Source organism: Microbulbifer maximicatervae (SeqCode), from assembly GCF_052467825.1.
The window spans coordinates 915,472-934,659 of record NZ_CP174327.1 but is presented as its reverse complement, the minus strand read 5'-3'; the positions used below and the strand labels follow the sequence as shown (position 1 = coordinate 934,659).

Annotated in this window: 18 protein-coding genes; 12 read left to right on the top strand and 6 right to left on the bottom strand. The window is 50.1% G+C overall.

Translation table 11 applies throughout. The features are described from left to right. Nucleotides 1–8: 8 nt before the first annotated feature. Entirely contained in the window at nucleotides 9–1,292 is a 1,284-nt protein-coding gene (locus ACJJII_RS04110; protein WP_444918396.1) for an O-antigen ligase family protein, read from the bottom strand. Between the two features lie 276 nt (nucleotides 1,293–1,568). Here ACJJII_RS04110 and ACJJII_RS04105 point away from each other — a divergent pair, with 276 nt between their 5' ends. Then, nucleotides 1,569–2,456: an ELM1/GtrOC1 family putative glycosyltransferase gene (locus ACJJII_RS04105; protein ID WP_444918395.1), complete on the top strand. Its 888-nt coding sequence runs from the start codon at nucleotides 1,569–1,571 to the stop codon at nucleotides 2,454–2,456. On the opposite strand, the gene ACJJII_RS04100 is transcribed toward ACJJII_RS04105, so the two are convergent. Beyond that, nucleotides 2,453–3,118 carry a YrbL family protein gene (locus ACJJII_RS04100; protein ID WP_444918394.1) on the bottom strand — a complete coding sequence of 222 codons (666 nt, stop codon included), beginning with the start codon at nucleotides 3,116–3,118 and terminating at the stop codon, nucleotides 2,453–2,455. The genes ACJJII_RS04105 and ACJJII_RS04100 overlap by 4 nt on opposite strands. Then, the gene (locus ACJJII_RS04095; protein ID WP_444918393.1) at nucleotides 3,111–4,241 is read right to left on the bottom strand and encodes a glycosyltransferase family 4 protein; all 1,131 of its coding nucleotides are present in this window, start codon (nucleotides 4,239–4,241) and stop codon (nucleotides 3,111–3,113) included. Before ACJJII_RS04095 ends, ACJJII_RS04100 begins: the two co-directional genes overlap by 8 nt. Before the next feature lie 224 nt (nucleotides 4,242–4,465). Here ACJJII_RS04095 and ACJJII_RS04090 point away from each other — a divergent pair, with 224 nt between their 5' ends. Both ACJJII_RS04090 and waaA read left to right on the top strand, forming a co-directional pair. Further along, complete coding sequence (locus ACJJII_RS04090; RefSeq protein WP_444918392.1) at nucleotides 4,466–5,389, top strand: glycosyltransferase family 2 protein; 924 nt, start codon at nucleotides 4,466–4,468, stop codon at nucleotides 5,387–5,389. Between the two features lie 103 nt (nucleotides 5,390–5,492). Next, entirely contained in the window at nucleotides 5,493–6,818 is a 1,326-nt protein-coding gene (gene waaA, locus ACJJII_RS04085) for a lipid IV(A) 3-deoxy-D-manno-octulosonic acid transferase (RefSeq protein ID WP_444918391.1), read from the top strand. A gap of 13 nt (nucleotides 6,819–6,831) precedes the next feature. On the opposite strand, the gene ACJJII_RS04080 is transcribed toward waaA, so the two are convergent. Beyond that, complete coding sequence (locus ACJJII_RS04080; RefSeq protein WP_444918390.1) at nucleotides 6,832–8,355, bottom strand: TolC family outer membrane protein; 1,524 nt, start codon at nucleotides 8,353–8,355, stop codon at nucleotides 6,832–6,834. Between the two features lie 350 nt (nucleotides 8,356–8,705). Between ACJJII_RS04080 and ACJJII_RS04075 the strand changes: the two genes are divergently transcribed. The 4 genes from ACJJII_RS04075 (at nucleotide 8,706) to ACJJII_RS04060 (ending at nucleotide 12,983) form a co-directional block, all read left to right on the top strand. Then, complete coding sequence (locus tag ACJJII_RS04075; protein ID WP_444918389.1) at nucleotides 8,706–9,359, top strand: paraquat-inducible protein A; 654 nt, start codon at nucleotides 8,706–8,708, stop codon at nucleotides 9,357–9,359. Between the two features lie 136 nt (nucleotides 9,360–9,495). Beyond that, nucleotides 9,496–10,032 (top strand): paraquat-inducible protein A, encoded by a 537-nt coding sequence (locus ACJJII_RS04070; RefSeq protein WP_413663550.1) that lies wholly within the window; start codon nucleotides 9,496–9,498, stop codon nucleotides 10,030–10,032. Further along, entirely contained in the window at nucleotides 10,025–12,409 is a 2,385-nt protein-coding gene (locus ACJJII_RS04065; RefSeq protein WP_444918388.1) for a PqiB family protein, read from the top strand. Before ACJJII_RS04070 ends, ACJJII_RS04065 begins: the two co-directional genes overlap by 8 nt. Before the next feature lie 22 nt (nucleotides 12,410–12,431). Beyond that, nucleotides 12,432–12,983, top strand: coding sequence for a DUF4136 domain-containing protein (locus ACJJII_RS04060; RefSeq protein WP_444918387.1), 552 nt, complete (start codon nucleotides 12,432–12,434; stop codon nucleotides 12,981–12,983). A gap of 69 nt (nucleotides 12,984–13,052) precedes the next feature. Here ACJJII_RS04060 and ACJJII_RS04055 read toward each other — a convergent pair whose 3' ends face one another. Together ACJJII_RS04055 and ACJJII_RS04050 are read right to left on the bottom strand one after the other, a co-directional pair. Beyond that, nucleotides 13,053–14,105, bottom strand: coding sequence for a glycosyltransferase (locus ACJJII_RS04055; protein ID WP_444918386.1), 1,053 nt, complete (start codon nucleotides 14,103–14,105; stop codon nucleotides 13,053–13,055). Nucleotides 14,106–14,142: 37 nt separating this feature from the next. Then, on the bottom strand, nucleotides 14,143–15,183 hold the full coding sequence (locus ACJJII_RS04050) for a glycosyltransferase family protein (RefSeq protein WP_444918385.1): 1,041 nt from the start codon (nucleotides 15,181–15,183) through the stop codon (nucleotides 14,143–14,145). A 146-nt stretch (nucleotides 15,184–15,329) separates the two neighbouring features. Here ACJJII_RS04050 and ACJJII_RS04045 point away from each other — a divergent pair, with 146 nt between their 5' ends. The 5 genes from ACJJII_RS04045 (at nucleotide 15,330) to ACJJII_RS04025 (ending at nucleotide 19,182) form a co-directional block, all read left to right on the top strand. Then, on the top strand, nucleotides 15,330–15,992 hold the full coding sequence (locus ACJJII_RS04045; RefSeq protein ID WP_444918384.1) for an NUDIX domain-containing protein: 663 nt from the start codon (nucleotides 15,330–15,332) through the stop codon (nucleotides 15,990–15,992). 87 nt (nucleotides 15,993–16,079) lie between these two features. After that, nucleotides 16,080–16,601, top strand: a complete 522-nt coding sequence (locus ACJJII_RS04040; protein WP_413663544.1) for a DUF1249 domain-containing protein — start codon at nucleotides 16,080–16,082, stop codon at nucleotides 16,599–16,601. A 41-nt stretch (nucleotides 16,602–16,642) separates the two neighbouring features. Then, nucleotides 16,643–17,467 carry a 3',5'-cyclic-AMP phosphodiesterase gene (gene cpdA, locus ACJJII_RS04035; protein ID WP_444918383.1) on the top strand — a complete coding sequence of 275 codons (825 nt, stop codon included), beginning with the start codon at nucleotides 16,643–16,645 and terminating at the stop codon, nucleotides 17,465–17,467. A gap of 344 nt (nucleotides 17,468–17,811) precedes the next feature. Next, entirely contained in the window at nucleotides 17,812–18,486 is a 675-nt protein-coding gene (locus tag ACJJII_RS04030; protein ID WP_444918382.1) for a hypothetical protein, read from the top strand. A gap of 102 nt (nucleotides 18,487–18,588) precedes the next feature. Next, entirely contained in the window at nucleotides 18,589–19,182 is a 594-nt protein-coding gene (locus ACJJII_RS04025; RefSeq protein WP_444918381.1) for a YqiA/YcfP family alpha/beta fold hydrolase, read from the top strand. The last annotated feature ends 6 nt before the right edge of the window (nucleotides 19,183–19,188 follow it).

Below are 19,188 nucleotides of genomic sequence, written 5' to 3'. Positions count from 1 at the left end.
TCTATCTCTCAGCGGTTACTGTTTTGAGGGTTAATTTCCTGGATAGTTTTACAATGGCTCAAACCCTGGTCTTCAATGCTGCTTCGTGCCAGCAGGATAGCTAGGGGAATCCAGTAAAAAAACCAAATATAATTGGGCTTGGCCAAAGGTTGCTGGGCGTATGTCAGCATTGCCAATACACCGAATAGGAACCAGGTGAAGTACAAACCGGGAATCCAGCTCAGAAGCCTCTCTTTGGACCTCACTGTCCACAGGACTGCGAGTCCTTGCCAGGCACAAGCGGCCACCCCCAATATTCCACTGAAGCGTGCGATATCCAGGAGGAAATTATGTGGATGGGGAACCATTCTGTTTAGCTCGATAAATTTCTTGTGCACCAGGCCTTGACCAAGCAGAGGGGATTGCAGGAACTCTTCAAAGGTCTTTTGCCAGAGTGTTATTCGAACGGAATAGGCACTACCCCGGTGTATAAGAGGCAGATCACCATACAAGGCGAAATAGGCTAGGGGCAGCACACAAACTATGGCAACAACAGCGAGTATCTTCAGCAGTCGTGGAAGGTTGCCGAAAACAACCAAAAAGATTGAGAAGCCCGCCATAACAATCGGGACTTTGGTTTGTGACAAAACTATATAGATACAGGAGGTGAGTAAACCTACTCCTGATAGCCAGCGCCAAATACGGGGTTGTTGGTAGAGACCGTAGCAGCAAAAAAGGGCGTGGAAGCCGAACAGCATTCCTGTTTTATCAATATTGCCCTCTAGAGATATACCTCCAATCCGACGCAGATCTTGTAGGCCCCCATCAAGGGCATAAGCAACTAACGAAGCGATACCAGATAGCAGCCCAATCACAATAAGTGCGAGTAACAGCTGATGGAGTATGTTGTCGCCGTGCTGCTCCAACAGGAAGAAAACAGTGCAGTAAAATAGAGCTAGGTATGATACCAATTTCCAGTAGTAATCAGATTGCCTATAAACATCAGCGGTGTCAGGTGAGGCCCACAGTGTTGATAGCGCTAGAATGATTGGCAGGCTACAAAAGGTAAGAAATTGCCAGGAAATTAAGAAGTGATAGCTCTTCCTCCATGCCAACAGTAAAAAGGCTGAGGGCAATAAAGTCAGGTAAAAGCTGGTTTGTACCCCTGAAACCTTGGGGAAAATATAGAAGCCACATACCAGCAGAAATAGTCCCAGAAAGGCCCATTTAAGCAGACCTGAAATCCACAATGAGCTTTGCTGACGGTAAACGGGTTGAGAAAGCTTATTTAGAGTACTTCCAAGTTCAGGCATAGGTGCAACTATCGACCAAATAGAAAAGGTTGTATTAGGTGTGCGGATATAGGATGTATGGTTGCGTACTATATAAAAGTCTGTTGTCCATGAGCGCTTTAACAGGCCTCCTGAGGGTACGGATTTGCAATGGCACTTACCGGGTACCCCGCTAACGTCTGAAGGGCAGTATACTGGATGTTTTGGGGCTCCCAAAGCCTTGTCACAGTGGTCTCACTGACGGGGGCTAGGTACACTGCCTTATATTCCTGTGATTCAGTAGTTTAGGGTCCTATCTTGCAACTTACTATTTGGCGTTTTTTAGATGGCAACCGAGCCCATGAAAAGCAGAGCGCTGCTCTGATTGAAGGGTTACGCAGGAGCTATATCGGGGAAGTGCAGGTTTTTGATATATCGCCAGAATATACAGCCAGCCGTATTCTCCTAAAAGCGGGAGAGGATCTGGAAGAGCTCCCACCCCCCCACTTTCTGATTGGCACAGGTCGCCGCAGCCGACTACCGATGCTAGCTGCCCGTTGCCGGTTTGGTGGTCGCACGGTGGCAATTAACCGCCCTTTGTTACCATACAGCTGGTTTGATTTTGCGGTCGTCCCCGAACACGATCGTCCGCCCCCTCTACCTAATGTGATTGTGAGTCAGGGTGCGCTGACGGAACCGCTCAAGAGCGATGTGCTGCAGCCCGGAAGGGGGCTTATTTTATTGGGTGGACCCAGCAAGCACTACAGTTGGGATACCCTCTCAATCCGAGAGCAGGTTGAGAAATTATTGGCTCACCCCTTGAGTTGGTGTATCTCTGACAGTCGGAGAACACCGGCGGGCACCATGGAGCAGCTGGAGAAAAGTCGTGTTGAGTTGGTTAACTGGCGCTCTTGTCCGGCGGGCTGGCTTCAGAAGCAGTTGTCGGAAGCGGAAACAATCTGGGTCACAGAGGACAGTATCTCTATGCTATTCGAGTCGTTACAAAGTCGGGCCCAAGTCGGTGTAATTCGGGTTCCGAGTCGCAGCAAGTCCAATAAGGTTCGTTCAGCGGTATTAAGACTTTTGGATCAAGGCTTGGTTAGTGAAAAACTCGAGCTGAAGGCGAGAGGTCAGCGCGCCCCCCTGGATCAATACTTATTATGTGCACAAGCATTGTTGCGTCGATCGGGGCTGCCAAGTCGCTAACGCTTGAGTCCTTGAGCTTCAAATTTTCGCCAGGGAGTTTCCTTATCAGAAATTTCCCACTCAACTCTAAGCCACATACGCTCGATTCGGCGCTGTATATAGCGTTTCGCAAAGTAGCTCGAAATTTGTGGTAGGGGCAGAAAAGAGGCGCAGCCCAAACCATCAATCAAGTAGGTTTGCAGTTTGCCATGCTCTTTTCGCAATATCAGGTTATGGGCAATCAGGTTCTTGGTGAGCACTTCATATTCAAGCAGCCACTCGGAAAAACGCTGTAAAGACTCGCGAACCTCTGCATTGAGGCCATATTTGTTCAGGTATTGGCGCAGGGTGGGCGCTGGATTGCCATCACTGTCAAGGATCATATCGGTAACAGCTGCAGGGCCTAAGTTGGTCTCCTGTATCCCATACCATCGAGGTAAATGCTGCCAAAGGCCGTCTTGATTACTGCCGAAAGCTCGTTGGTTATAACCCTCTTGCTCGCGAAGGTTATCGTCGAAATAGGACTCCCCTCGCCAGGTCTTATACCAGGGCGCTCGCTCAAGCAGTACAGTTGTTCGACCGGGCCGCATTACCTTGACACAGATTTCTGGTCGCTCTGGATGTCTGTAGCAAAAGCGATTGCCTCCACTGGCAAACGGCTCGCTTTGACTTAAATCAATCACTCGGGCTCGCTCCGGTACGCTCTTTGAGTAGACTGCTGTAAATTTCAATGGTGTGTTCGGCCTGTCTTCTCAAAGTGAAATCGTTAGAGAGATGGGGTCTCTGTTTAGGGTTGTCGAGCAGCGTGTGAGTACGCTTGAGCAATGCTTTTGAGTCATTGATATCTACTAACCCCTGAGGGAAGCAGGCCCTCAAAGATTCTGCTGGCCCCCCGATGTTATAACCAATGATAGGGGTACCAATTGCAGCGGACTCGATAACGGTTCTGCCAAATGGTTCAGGTCGGCGTGATAGGTTATACACTAAACTAGACGCACTATACCAGTAGCGTATATCACTGCGATGGCCTACCAGAGTTATGTGGTTCTCAAGTCCTAAGGAGTGGATTTTTTGTTCCAGCTCACTTGTGTAGTGCTGTTTGTTTTTTTCTGCGCCTCCGAGGATGATACCGTGGATATCAGTTCGGCTTTTGACCAATTGATGAATAAGGTCAATAAAGTCCTCTTGTCCCTTCCAGCGGGTCAGTCGACCGGGGAGGAGTAGCCAATGCTTACCGACAAGCTGAGGGAACTGTTCGTGAACTTTTTCCTGCCAGGATGCAGTCGGTTGGACTTGGGAATTGAACTCTTCTGTATCTACTCCGCGGTAAACAATTTGTGGGGGCCGCTTCAAGTACTCTGCATAATTTTCTAACAAGTAGCTATTTACGCACTCCGAAATGGCGATTACCTGCTCTGCTTTGGCCATAATTGCGCTATATCGATTAATTGAATAAAGGCCGTGAGCAGTACTCACAAGACGGGGACGATCTTTTGGGCTAAGTTTCAACCAAGCTAGATAGGTTAGCCAAGCTGGAACCCTAGAGCGAACGTGGACAATATCTGGCTTTTCGCGGGAGATTATTTCTCGCAGTGGCTTAACTTGCAAAAGGCTAGTGAGGGATTTTTTGTGAATTGGTAGTTCAATATGAGTGGATCCCTCTCCCTCAAGCTGCTCTACCATAGTCCCACCACTAGAAATAACGATTGATTGATGGCCAGAGGTCACGAGGAAGCGAGCAAGATCGACAGTTCCCCTCTCGACCCCCCCAGAGTTGAGGGCGGGCAAAAGCTGCATAATTTTCATGGGGAGATTTACCGAGAATTATGAATTTTATTTGACTAATTTATTGCTTGTAAGTAGGAAAAATTACCCCTAAGCAAGTGTTGAATTGTGCAGAAGTCTTTATATGGCAATAGGCTAAAAAGGTATTATAGACAGGTCATTCTTAAGGGTATAGGCTGATTTATTTTTGATCTAGTTCAGAAACTATCACTCGACTTGTAATTGGCCGCTTTTTGGAGTTTACATTGCATCTTCCCCTGCTAGTGATCTGTGTTTGTACTTATCAGCGACCAGAGCGGCTTCGCAGCTCCCTGCGAAGCTTAGCTAACCTACGACTGCCTTTAGCCGTGAATGTGGCTGTGTTGGTTGTTGATAATGACTCGGACGTTCAGGCTGGTAGGAAAGTTGTAGCGGAGATTTCGGAGGGCTTTCCCTTGCCCCTTCATTGCGCTGTTGAAAAACAGCGGGGAATCCCTTGTGCGCGTAACCGGTCCATTGATGAACTAGAAAGTATGGGCGCCGACTATCTTGTTTTTATTGATGATGATGAATGGGTAGAGGCCGATTGGTTAATTCAGTTGTATACCTATGCGCAAAAACTAGGGGGAAACAGTGTAGTTTGTGGCAGTGTTATTCGGCGTTGGCCCGATTCGGCACCGGCTTACTACTCAAATATTTTTTACCGACAGAAGCGAAAAACTGGTGAAGAGCTCAGTTATTGCGCAACCAGCAACGTATTGATACCCATGAGCAATATTCGTTCATTGGGGTTAAGGTTTAACGAGCAGGATCCTCTTGGTGCTGGTACTGATGTGATATTTTTCACCGAGCTATCCGCGCAGGGCGGAAAGATAGTTTACTGTCTGGAGGCGAGGGTTTACGAGGCTGTACCGGAGAGTCGCGCCAATATGCGTTGGTTATCGCGTAGAAAATTCTCCGCTGGTATTACTCTGGCAAAGCATAAAATTGCCAAAGGTCGCGGTCATACCAGTATCTTTGTATCGGCTCTGGGGCAACTATTGATCTCCAGCATAGGCTGTATTTTAGGATTGATTTTCGGTGGAAAGCGCTTGGGTTCTGGGCCTTGGCTCCGCGCCTGCCGTTCAGCCGGCATGGCTTGTGGTGTTTTTGGGGTGCGCTCTGAGTTTTACCGGGTGGTCGATCACTAATGGTCTGAGGCCTACCTTACGGGGGTGTTTTACCTGGAAGAGATAACCGTCATCATTGCACCTTCTTTGGTGGCAATATTGATCTTTAGGTGATCCCTGCTTCATGCAAATATTTTATTCCTGGCTCTTCCGCCTGTTTTTACCTGTTGTCCTTTTACGTCTCTGGTGGAGAGGGCGTAGTCAGCCGGCCTATCGGTTGCGTTTAAGAGAGCGTCTGGGTCAGGTTCCCAAAAGGCACAGCCGTGCACCGTTAATCTGGGTCCATTCTGTATCTGTAGGGGAGACCCTAGCCGCCGTACCAGTGATCTCTAAATTGGCTGCGCGGCATACAGACTGGCAGTGGCTGGTAACGACTACAACTCCAACCGGGTCTGAGCGGGTGAAGGAAGCCCTGCAGCCAATTCTTGGTGGCCGCTTACTTCACTATTACCTCCCCTATGATCTCCCTGAATGCCTGGTGCCATTTCTCAATGCGCTTAGCCCGAGTGCATTGGTGATTATAGAGACTGAGCTTTGGCCCAACCTACTCAAGCTCTGCTCGAGCAGGAAGATCCCAATTTTATTGGCCAATGCACGTCTCAGTGAAAAATCTGCACGAGGTTACGGGCGTTTTCCCTCTTTGAGTCGAACAATGTTGAGTAACCTGGATCGTGTTGTTGCGCAATACCCTGCGGATATGCAGCGGTTTATCGATTTGGGATTACCAGCGGATAGAGCAGTAGCCAACGGCAATATCAAGTTTGACCTCAGTATTGATATGGGACTGGCTAGTGAAGCCCAGGCGCTGGCGCACCAGTGGCGGGGGGGGGCTTCCAGGCCTATATGGCTGGCGGCTAGTACCCATGTGGGTGAAGATGAGGTGGTCCTGGAAGCTTTCTCTATTTTAAAGAAAGAATATAGAGACCTATTACTCGTGCTGGTGCCCAGGCATCCCCAGCGTTTTGATAGTGTTGCTCGCTTGTGTCGGGAGCGTGGCTTTGCCTTGGCTCGAAGGAGTGAAGGCACAGCCGTTAAAGCTAGTGATGAGGTTATTCTGGGAGACACCATGGGGGAGTTACTGTGCTTCTATGGGGCCAGTGATATTGCTTTTGTGGGAGGTAGCCTGGCCTCTGTTGGTGGCCATAACATGATTGAACCCGCTGCCTGGGGTGTACCAGTTATTTCCGGTCCCCACCTGCATAACTTCGCTACTGTATCCAGTTTGTTACAGGAGGCTGGAGCCATGGTTGTAGTCGAAGACAGTGAATCGATGGCTTCACAGGTTCAGGCTTGGCTGGAAGATGTGGGGCAAAGAAAAGCCGCCGGTCAGAGAGCGAAAAAAGTAGCTTCAGAAAATAGTGGTGCTTTGCAGCGCTTACTGGGCGAAGTGGAGCGGCTGGCTACACAAAATGAAGACCAGAGAGAGAATAAAAATCCTGCTCTCTGGTAGATCGTATACGCAGTTACTTCGAAGGTGCTGGAAGGCTGGTGCCTCCAGTTTCCTCTACGCGAGAGACATTATTTGTAGGATTCAGCATCATATCCAGATCCTGAAGGTCTTTAGGGGATAAGAGTCCTGCAGCTTGCTTTAAGCTCAGTGAATTTAGAATGTAGTCATAGAGGGAGTTGGCATAATCGGTTTGCGACTGGAACAGTGTGCGCTGTGCCAGCAGTACATCAACAATATTACGGGTGCCTACTTCATATCCTGCTTGGGTGGCATCCAGGGCGCTTTTAGCAGAGATAACGGCTTGCTCACGGGCGGACACTCGGGATACATCTGTGACTACGGCGCGGTGTAGGGTGCGGGTGGTTTGTATTGTATCTCTCTCTGTCAGTATGCTCAGGTCCTGGGCCTCGAAAGCCTGGTTGCGGGCTTGGCGGCGATTGGCACTGAGAAGGCCCCCGGTGAATAGAGGCATGGAAACTGTAACCGCTGCTGATGACTCCCATGACTCAGTATCTTCTGGGAATCTGGTGAACTGAGTTCCAGATACATCAGTAGTTCGGACCCTCTGCTTACCATCAGAGCTAAAGTTCGAATAAGCCAGTGTTCCGGTGACTGTGGGAAGGTGCTCACTGGCCACTGCACGGGCATTGTAACGGGCTGCATCCGATCCAAGGCGCGCCGCCTTCAAAACAAAATTATTGGCCAAGGCAAACTCAACCCAATCAGCACGATCGGATGGAACAGGTGGCGTTACCTTAAAGCTGGCAACCAAAGGTGCCACTTCGTCGTGATAACCGCCGGTCAAAACAGACAGGGCGTCAAAGTTGCTGAGCAAGTCATCCTGGGCGGTAAGGCGGCGGGCGACAGAGCTGTCATAGGCCGCTTGGGAGTCGTAGACGTCGGTAATAGCTGTGAGGCCGACTTCAAAGCGCTGTTGCGTCTGCTCTAACTGCTTGGCCAGAGCCTGCTCTTCAGCAATAGCTGCTTCGAGAACATCGTATGCTCGCAATACGTCAAAATATGCTGTGGCAACACGAAGTATCATTCCCTGTTGATTGGCACTGAACTCAGCCGTTGCTTGTTCGGTAAGCATCTTGCCGCGTTGGAAATCAAACCAGGCTGGAGCATCAAAAATAGCTTGGTTTAGAGTGGCGGCATAAGTCCTTTCTTGTACAGATTTACTGCTTCTGGGTCTGAAGTTAATTAGCTGTATATCTTCCGGTTCACCCTCTTCACTTACATCTACAAGTTGGAAGTTGTTTGAAGCGCTATATTGATGGCTTCTCTCGGCTATGTAGTTAGCCTCCACTTGAGGAAGCAGGAATGCGCGGAATTGATATTTGGCCTCGATACCCGCGTGGTAAGCAGCGCGATCAGCTGCTAGTTGAGGGTCATTCTCCAGGGCCTGTGTATAGATATCCCACAGGGTGTCGGCTTGCGCCTGCATGGCGCCCAGGCCCAGCAGCGTAGCGGCGATTAGTTTTTTCAGCGGACGCAACTTGCGGCCTTGCGGCTCTGTGCGGTTACTTCTTTTCATCTGTTTCGACTTCCTGTGGAGGGTACGGTCTTCAAGCTTTTGCAAGTTATTTGGAGCTGATGTCATGTAGTGGGGATATAGAGGGCTCCAGCTTGCGGTTATTACTAATATTGCCAGTCTCCCCAATAGCAGTCGCGAGAGTTTACCCGGGGTCAAACCGACCGTCGAGACGGCAATCGGCTTTTTGCTATATCTTCGTTAAACCGACATCTATGTGCGTTTATCGGTAATTTTTTGGCAATAACACGGGCCCATTGAATAAGGTTGAGGGCCTATATTTCAATAGACGCGCCTCATAAGCATTTGGATGCGGCAAAAATTGTGCAGAATAAGGCAAGGACTGACTGTCCATGAATGAGGAGCGCAACGCAGTGCTGACCGATTGGCAGAGGGTCTGTCACGAATGCGATCTACTTTTAACCGGCGGCTTGGCGCCTCCGGGACAAAAGCTAATTTGCCCCCGATGTCGCTGTACTTTGCATCGCAATGGCAATCATAGTATTTACTACACACTGGCTCTCAGTCTAACCGGCCTATTACTGTTTATTCCCTCTGTCAGCTTGCCATTACTCGACTTTTCCCTGTTCTCATTTGGTGCAGAAAGTACATTGCTTAATGGCGTTTACTCTCTTTTCAAGGCGGGGTTTATTTGGCTCTCGGCACTGGTGCTTTTCTGTAGCGTTCTGGCTCCGGTAGGTAAATTTGCCCTGTTGTTATTTATTTGTTGGGGCAGTGCTTGGGCCTGGCTTGACCGGCCGGTATCCAATGCTGTTCGTTTTTACCAGCACTTAAAAGAGTGGGGCATGCTCGATGTCTATATGCTCGGAATTTTGGTAGCCCTGATTAAATTACGGGACTTGGGCAAGATGGAGGTAGAACCTGGTCTGTACTGTTTTGGTGCCATGATGCTACTGGCAAATCTCTCTTCCCTGAGTTTTGACCAAACAGCAATTTGGCACCGCTTAGCACAGCGTCGTGCGCTTAAGGGACAAGCTTGTGAATAGCGTACCAAATAAAGGTTTAAAAAAAGGCTTAACCAGCTGCCTGTGCTGTCATCAATTAATTATTCTTCCCCAAAATGGTCGTTGCCGATGTCCGCGCTGTGGAGCGAGAGTACACAGCAGAATCGAAGGAAGCTTAATGTTAACTTGGGCTCTGACGATTACTGGCACTTTATTGCTTTTACCTGCCAATGTGCTACCGATAATGACGGTAGTTTATTTAGGTGCCGGTGATCCCAGCACTATCATTAGCGGGGTCATGCAACTCTATAACTCGGGAATGTGGGGAATAGCTTTAATTGTCTTTGTTGCCAGTATTGCAGTTCCTGTGATGAAGCTACTGGGATTGGGATTGCTCCTGATCCAAATTCAGTTGCGCCTGTCCTTCGACCCCATTCAGTCCATGAAAATATATCGAGTAGTTTCCGGCATCGGGCGCTGGTCACTCTTAGACTTATTTATGATTTCAATTTTGGTGTCGCTAGTGGATATGGGATTTATTTCCCAGGTAACTGCTGGAGCTGGTGCGACAGCTTTTGCCTCTGTGGTAGTGGTAACCATGTTGGCGGCACGAACTTTCGATTCCCGTTTAATTTGGGATGCCTATGACGGAGATTTATATGAGTCTGCAGTAGAGCCAGAAACGGCTCATAGGAGCGCCGCAGAAAATGGCTGATGAGCTGCCCCCGCAGGATACGAGTGATGCGTCTCGCTTGGATGGAGGCGCTCAGCGGGGAGTAGTGCGCGCAAGCAGGGGGTTACCCCTAGTGTGGATTTTACCTTTGATCGCGGGGCTGATTGCTCTCTGGTTGCTCTATCAGGATTTGTCAGAGGGAGACGTTAAAGCCACTATTTTATTTCATTCTGGCGACGGCCTGGTAAAAGGAAAAACGGTGGTCAAATATTCCGGGGTCGATATTGGTATGGTCCAGGATGTGCGCCTTGTACCTAATGCGAAAGAGCTGAATGGAGCCGATGGCGTTCTGGCCGAAGTTAGTTTAAATCGCAGTGCAGAATATTTATTGGTAGAGGGCACTGAGTTTTGGGTAGTAAAACCCGAGTTATCTATTACCGGAATTAGCGGCTTGGAAACACTACTTTCTGGCAATTATATTGCCGTTGAATCAGGTAGTGGTAAGCGCAAACGCAACTTTGTTGCCCTGGATCAGCCTCCTGCATTTATCCGTGGGGATGGCTTGCGTGTTGTTTTGCAGTCCCGTCGTTTGGGCTCTTTAAGTCGTGGATCGCCAGTATATTATCGTCAGCTGCGAGTTGGTCAGGTAGCGGATTACCGTTTGGATCGAAACGGAACTGAAGTCAGTATCGAATTATTTATTCGTCGGGAATATGCCTATCTGGTTCATCGGGGCAGCCGCTTTTGGAATAGTTCAGGGATCTCTATTGAAGGCGGTATTAGCGGTATCAGTGTCAATTTAGAATCCCTGGCAGCACTTTTTGCCGGGGGCGTAAGTTTTTATACCCCGGAAAATCAACGTCAGTCTCCACTCGCTGTAAATGGCAGTGAGTTTGAGTTATATAAAAATTTTGCCGCAGCAGATGCGGGAATTCCAGTGACGTTAAATTTCGATCAGGGGGTGAATGTTACTCCGGATTCTACGAAGGTTTACTACCAGGGCATACAGGTAGGGGAAGTCAGTGGGACCAAGGCAAACCGCCGTTTGAATGGTATGGAAGTCAAAGTTCTGATGGATCCGACAACGGATGAATTGCTCACCGAAAATACACGTTTTTGGCTAGCCCCCCCGAGCTTCGATTTTACTGGCGGACTAAACGATTTAATCCAAGGTAATCGCATAGAAGTAGATTTGCGCAAAGGACAGCGCTCCCAGCGCAATTTCACTGCGCGAACCTCTGCGCCACCGATGGACCCCCGTGTGCCGGGGCTGCATTTACGCCTCACTTCACGCAATCCCGGGTCTTTGCAGCGGGGCGCGCCGGTTTATTTTCGCCGTATAGAGGTAGGAAAAGTCCAGGGAATGGAATTGCGTAGGGATGGCGAGGGGGTAGAGGTTTATGTGGTGATAGAGCCCCGCTATGCCCACTTTGTGCAGGAAGGCGTTCGGTTCTGGAATGTGAGCGGATTGCGGGCAACAGCAAGCTTGACCGAGGGGGTGGAAGTGGAGGCAGATTCTCTGATGTCACTCCTGCGTGGCGGTATCGCCTTTGGCATACGCCGGGAAGACCTTGGAAAAGGCGGGCAGGCAAAAAATGGAGACCAGTTCCCTCTTTTCAGCAGTCGGGAAGCGGCTATGGAGGGGGGAATACAAATTCAAGTCAGCCTTGTCAGTGCCGAGGGGCTGAGAGTTGGAGCACCGTTGCGCTACCGTGGGGTACAAGTTGGAGAGATTACTCGCCTGAGACTCGATCGCTCTTTGGGCGAGGTGTGGGCCAGGGCCAAGCTTTATCATCGCGGAGAGCAGTTTGCTCGGGAGGGCACACGTATATGGGTGGTTTCCCCGCAAATTAGCATCGATAAGATTGCCCATCTGGATACCCTGATTACAGGGCGCTACCTGGCGCTTGAGCCTGGCTTAGGAGATCCACAGACAAAGTTTTACGCTTTGGAACAGGCACCGGAAGAGGATCTTGCAGAAACTTTTACTCGCCCTGGACTGGGAATTATTCTGGATGCTGCGAGGCGAGGATCTCTGGTGGCAGGGAGTCCGGTTTATTACCGCCAGGTAAAAGTGGGAGAGGTTACAGGTTTTTCCTTGGGGGAGTATGCTGATCGAGTGTATATCTATGTTCATATCGAACCCCAATACCAGCCCTTGGTGCGAGAGCACACGGTGTTTTGGAATGCCAGTGGCGTCGATGTGAATTTCGGTCTGAAAAGTGGGCTTAATATCAACACAGAATCGGCTCAGGCCCTGTTGCAGGGGGGGATCGCATTTGCCACGCCAGAAGCCCCTTTTATGGGATTTGAAGTGGAGTCGGGCAGCCATTTCCCTCTCTACCCGAAAGCTGAACCCAAGTGGTATACCTGGAGTCCTAAGATAGAACTTTACGGCACGGTCGAACCAGTAAAATAAGTACGGGAATGTAGGAGTTTTTATGCGCTATTTATTAACAGGCTTGCTGAGTATCTTGGTATTGGCGAGTTGCCAGGAGATACAGGTTGAAAAAGCCGCTACCGGGGAGCCACCGGTTGCCTTTGCCACGTATAAATGGGGGGTAGCGCCGTTGAGTGGCTCAGAAGATGCCTCTGCCCAGCTGGTGGAGTTGGATGAAGAAATGCGGGATACCGTTGCCGCAGAGTTACAGCAACGAGGATATCGCCAAGTCTCCCAGGACCAGGATGCGGATATGGTGGTGGATTACCAGGTTGCGGTAGTCGATGAGTTTTTCTCCGGTGATACCCGGGATCCCAGCTGGGACAAACAGTTTGATAGCAATGCGCCACAGGATGTGGTGGAACTACCGCCCCTGACAGATGCCCCCTTGGTGATTATGAGTGTGGGTATTGGGCGCCCGGGCGGGGCTGTGATTTGGGGGGGGAGAGCCAGCGAATTGTTAACACGCCCCGATAGTATTGAGCAGCGTCAACGACTGATCGCCAATGGGGTTAGCGCTCTTTTGCGGGATTTGCCCCCGGCCTATCAATAAGTACGATTTGGCACGAAACGAAAAATACGATTTAGCAGCCACCGGGTATTCGGTGGCTGCCATTCACCGCTAGCGCCCTTTCTTCATCAGGTTTTCGTATAGATCGATATAGGAGTCGACGATAACCTGTTTCGCATAAGTCGTTGCGTACTCCTCAGCCGCATTTTCGATCAGGCTTTGGCGCAATTCCGGCGACTCGATAACGGACTTCATGGCTTTGGTCAGTTCATCGGCATTATCGATAGGGGTAATCAGACCGGTTTTGCCATTGGTAATCACTTCTCCAGGGCCCTGAGAGTCCGTCGCCACTATAGGGCAGCGATGGGCCCAGGACTCCATCACAATAGAGCCCAGGCCCTCATGTCGAGAAGGGCACACGAACATATCCGCAGTGCGCATTAACGTGGTGACATCGTTGCGCCAACCCAGGAAGCGTACTCTCTCCTCCAGGCCAAGCTGGTGACACAGAGATTTCAATTTACTCTCTTCGGGACCGCTACCGGCGAGCCACAAAGTGGCATTGGGAACCTGGGTGAGTGAATGCAGGAGGGTGTCGAACCCTTTATTGATATGCAGGCGGCCTGCAGCCAGGATCAGGGGCCGGTCTTCCGGAGTATTGAAGCTGTTTCTAGGCAGCGGATTAACTGGTGTCTCATCGGCAAAATTGGGGATATGGAAAATTTTATCCTTGGGGATGCCTCCGTCCCTTAAATGCTGGCAGATACCTTTGCTGATGCCGATCCAATAATCTGCGTGACGGTAATACTTCAGGTTGTAATAGTGCCCTAGGCGGCTTACCAACCGGTATTTTTCAGAGTTGGGGGTGATTGAAGTGGCACGCCCCATCCAAGTCATCACGATATCCGGTTGCCATTGGTTCAGGGCATCCCGGTATTTTTTTCGGCCGAGAAAATCCAGCTTGCCACCAAACTTAAAACCTTCGGTTTCAACACTGTTGCTACGCAGTGCCTGTACCCGGTGATCGTGGTTGCGAATAAACGCTTTTTCTGTAATTTCGCTGCGGGGATTTAATCCACTGACGAGACGCACAAAGAAATTCTCAGCACCACCGTGCTCAGCACCGGCGAGTATCTGTGCGACTCGAATTGGGTTGTTACTCATAATCTATTGCATCTGATCGAATAGAGTGGGTGCAACACTACCTGAGTGTGCCATCCAGATTGATATCTTGAGCCCAAGCATAGTCGTGGCTAAAAGGCAGTAAGCTTGTGGCTTCGACAATGTACTGAGCGTAGAGCTTCGAGTTCATTTCATTGTGGAAAAATTCTCTGGCCCGTGCGGCCCAGGCACGTCGCTTGGCATCGTCACCGTTAAATTCGCGGATTTTTTCCAGTAGGTCCTGCTCATCGGAGAAATAAACGACGCTCTCAGCAGGCAACAAGTCGTCAAAATGTAATTTATCACTGGTGAACTGCAAAATACCGTTGCCCGCCAACTGCGCCATACGTGCTGAGGAATACCAGTAATGGGTATCCTGGCGATTGAAATTCAATCCCATTTTGGTTTGAGATAGGGCGTGGTCGTAGTCGCGGCCCCAAACGGGAGCCTCGCCGAAGCTGCCATAGGTTTTAAAGTTCAGCGAATCCCCCAATGCATCTTTCAGGTTTTTAACCATTTGCAGACGCTTGGTGAAATTATTGCTGTTACTGCAGAAAAGCAGGTCGATAGCTAAATCTGTGCGTTCAGCGTTATTGAGATTTTCAATCGAGGGTTCAACCGGGTTCGGCATGTGATAAACACGAGCACCAAAGCCCTCAAATATTTTCAGTTCTCTTCGCCCAGTAGATACAAATACTGCATCGGTGACTTCCGCGCGGTATTTGATTCGCTCGACATTGCTGGGAACAAAGAGGGGATCATTATTGCAGTGAGCGATAAAGCAATTGGGCAGGCGTTGCTTAATGGCCTTCAGGGTGTCGTTAGTGATCATATCGCAGTGGCCTGCGATGATCAGGTCTGGCTCAAAGGCCTCGACAGTTTCCATCAAGCGTCGGTTCGCCTTTTTTACACCCAGGTCGCGAATACCAAAGGGTGCCTCAAACGCGGCGATATCGCGGTCGCTGAACACTTGGGTGTAGTGGTCATTTTTAATCAGGCCGAAGGTGAGCTTTTGTGCCCAGCTAACCCTTGTCTTGCCATAGCGCCGTAGCTGCTGATAGGCGATATTCAGCACTCTCATGTTGTGTACTCTCGAAATTCAACACGGAAACCCGGATAGCCTCTGCAGTCAGCGGCTGGTACGGTGGGCGCAGAGTATAACAGCTGGTACCCCGGTCTTGTCGCGGAAGCAGCGCGGCAAAACCGAAACCTAGGGAAAGACGAACCATGCCACAAGATAACAGTCGAACTGATTTAAACCCGGAGTTCACCGCTGATTCGGTAGACATAATTTCCAGGGAAACCGTGTTTAAGGGATTTTTCACTATGGTGCGCCTGCGATTGCGCCACCGCTTGTTTCGCGGGGGTTGGAGCAATGAAATAGAGCGGGAACTGTTTCAGCGCGGAGAGGCCGTTGGAGTCTTACTTTACGATCCTGTCAGGGACCTGTTGGCACTTACCGAGCAATTCCGCACTGGTGCCCTGGGGCGCCCAGCAGGGCCTTGGTGTCTTGAAGTGGTAGCCGGTATGGTGGAGAAAGGGGAGAGTCTGGAGGATGTAGCGCGCAGAGAGGTGTTGGAAGAGTCTGGATGTACTGTGGACGCCCTGCATTTTATCCACAGTTATATCCCCAGCCCAGGGGGCAGCTCGGAGCGGATACATCTGTATTGTGCCCTGGTAGATTTGGAGCAGGCCGAGGGCGTATTCGGCTTGGCTGAGGAAAATGAGGATATCCGTTTGCGGGTATTCCCGAGGCAGAACGTCGTAGATGCGATGCGGGGGAATTACGGCCCGGGAGAAAACCCGATAGACAATGCCACCACACTGATTTCGGTGCAGTGGCTAGAGTTAAATCGGAAGCAGTCTACTCATATGACGCCACCCTCCTGAGCGGTCACAGCTCTTTGCGCTACTTTACCCGCACAAAAGGTAAACTGAGATGTAAGTCACGGCGGCAAATGAATTGGAGTGTTGATAATGGCTCTAGTACGTGAGGTAGGTGCGCGCCAGCGCAGGCAGATGAAAATGTCGCCAAATGGCAACGGTAAAGCAGTATATCGCGTCGATTTACCGTCTTATCATGCCGACTGCGACGCTAACTACCTACGTCTACTGAGGCTGCTACCTGAGCTTTCAGAGAGAGAGCAATGGTGCTATCAAATCCCTGGTGGCAGCTTAAAGCTGAGAGTGGTAGCGAGATCCAGGTACACCACAGAAGTGTCACTGGACGCAGAGGTAAATCTCAGTGAAAGCCACTGGCTGGCATCTCCTAACCTGACCGCTCGTCTCTATCACGATGCGCGGATGGCAGAGGTGATAGCAGTTAATGGCTGTGGACCGGTAGGTGGTAAAGGAGTGGATATCGCTTACCCAAATTCCCGTATGCAGCGCGCAGATGAGAGGCCTCAGGCCAACCGTTTTCTCGGTGAGTGGCTTGAGTACTGTCTTGCAAATGGTCGCGCAGAATTTCAATTAGTGCTGGATGGCCGAAAAATTTAATTCTGCGGTAGAACACATGGATGTGATTACAAGGTGAGCAAGTGATTCGCGAGCACAATGAGCCTAGCAGGTCCGATAAGACCAATTCATATCGTCTGATCCAAATAACAGACCCACACATTGGCAGCCGGCCGGATTATCAACTACTGGGTTTGGATACCGGTCATACTTTGGATGAGGTACTGTCCGCAATCGTTTCCAGGCAGCAGGCAGCGCAGCTGCTGGTGGCGACAGGAGATATTAGCGCGAATGGGGCCGAGGCCTCTTACCGCCGGTTTCTTCAGAAAATGCGCAGGGTGCAGAAACCTTGGTATTGGCTACCGGGGAATCACGACTTAAGCTCTCGTATGAAACAGCTGGCCCCACAACGCTGTACAGAAGTGGTTGCCCTAGGAAATTGGCGCCTCTTGCTTCTTGATACCAGTGTTGAAAACCAGATATGTGGCGGTCTCAGCGAAGCTCAGCTTGAGCGTTTGCAGCTGCTGCTTTGGGAAACCCGGGAACACCCGGTAATGATCATGATGCACCACCAACCGGTACAGGTGGGTAGTAAGTGGATTGATGGCCATATGTTGCGAGATGGACGTGAGCAATTCTTGCAAATGGTATCCATAGCGCCCCAAGTCAAAGCGCTCGTGTGGGGCCATGTACATCAGCAGTTTGATAATCATGAGGGTCGGGTCGGCTTACATGCGACACCTTCCACGTCTGTACAATTTACTCCGGGTAGTGGGCCTTTTGCTGTAGACGACGAGATGCCGGGATATCGTTGGTTCGATTTATATGATGACGGTAGCTATAAAACCGGGGTCGAACGGGTTGAGGTTTCAAAATACTCTGTCGATTTTGCGTCTTCCGGCTACTGAGTCACCTCTCCTTGAAATGTGCCTACTTTTTTGAAGTCCCACTTTGTGGGATTTCTGTCGTGTTATTTAAGAGTTTCTAGCTCGCCTTTATTTGTAAAGCCTCCCTTTACGAACTTACCGTTATCTTTTTTGTCTTCTGACCGTACAATGAAATTTCCCCAGACTTATGATCATTGATGATATTTGTTTAATGGGGCATACCAGAATCAATAGTAGTATTTGACAGTTGATAAAATACGCTAATAGGTACTGGGGTTTTATTTGCGCTACTGCCCCTCATTTCATGCGTATTTTGCAGCTACTCCGTCCGCTAAGTGGATAACATCGGGAAGTGAGGAATAATAATGAACAGAATATTTGTTTTACCGCTCATTGGCTTGGCGTTATTAGTCGGTGCCTGTGCTCATGATCCCAGTAAGGTGGGGGACTCAAAGTTGGCTGAACAGGAGGATAGCCAAGGTTTGGTTCCCAGATCCAGCTCGCTGGATGAAGTTGCCGCGGCCTTTGCTTTTGATATGAGCGGCTCCAAAGTGTTTATTGCCCCTGTGCAAATTGACTACACCAAGCGTTTTTCTTCGTTGCCACGCACCCGCTACAGAGAGAAAGATTACGAGCTGGATGATAGGGACCTACAGCAGATGAATGCACTGTTGGTCAAAACCTTTGCCGAGAAGTTTCTCGAACCGCGTAACAGCGTGGTAGCAGAGGAGCAGGAAGAGGCAGATTACACATTGTCCTTATCCCTGGAGAAATTTTCGGTAGCTGCGCCACTGGACCCCTCTCCCTGGACCTGGCGCGTCTACACCGAGCAGAGTGCCTATGGCGTACTGGTTGGAACTCTTTATGATCGAGAAGGCAATGCAGTGATGCGCTTCCGGGATCGCCGCGATATCGGTGAGAACTTTGGTGCCTATGGCCCGGGTGGACGCTTGGAGCGCTTTACCAGTGTTACTTTCTGGTCTGATATGCGTGTAGATATGGGGCGGGTTTTTGCCAGTTTGAATCGCACATTGCTGTGATTCCCACACGGTTTGAGGCTTCTGGTTACATAGCGCCCCCGATTGACGATATGGGCGCTATAATCACCGCATATGCAAACTAATGATCTTCAGGGAAGGCCGGTGCTGATATATCTGCACGGCTTCCTTTCATCACCACAGTCCTTCAAATGCCAGTTGATGCGAGAACGGCTCCAGGCCCAATACCCGCATGTTACCTTCTGTGCACCGCAGATTCCTCCCTATACAGAGGAGGCGCAGAAATCTTTGGTGGCTCTTGTGGAGGATCTCCTTCGGCAGTCCGATAGGGGACCCATTGGATTGGTGGGGAGTTCTATGGGGGGCTTTTGGTGCACTTACCTTGGTGAGCGCTTCCGATTGCCCGCTGTACTGATAAATCCCGCAGTGCGCCCCGCGCGCTTTATTCCAGCCTATGTGGGGAAGGTTTTAAAACCCTATAGCGGTGAAGAAGAGGAATTCCGTCTTACCCAGGTTGATGTAGATGCCATGCAGCGGGTACAGGCTGAATTGGAGAAGCCGTTGCAGAGTTGCTACTGGTTACTTGCCCAGCGCGGGGATGAAGTTCTGGATTATCGCGATGCGCAGGATTTCTACCAAGGGCAACGCCAGACCATTGAAGACGGTGGCGATCATAGTTTCCAGGAGTTCGCACGCTATTGCGACCCTATCACCGAATTTCTATTTAACGAGCAGTAATCAATA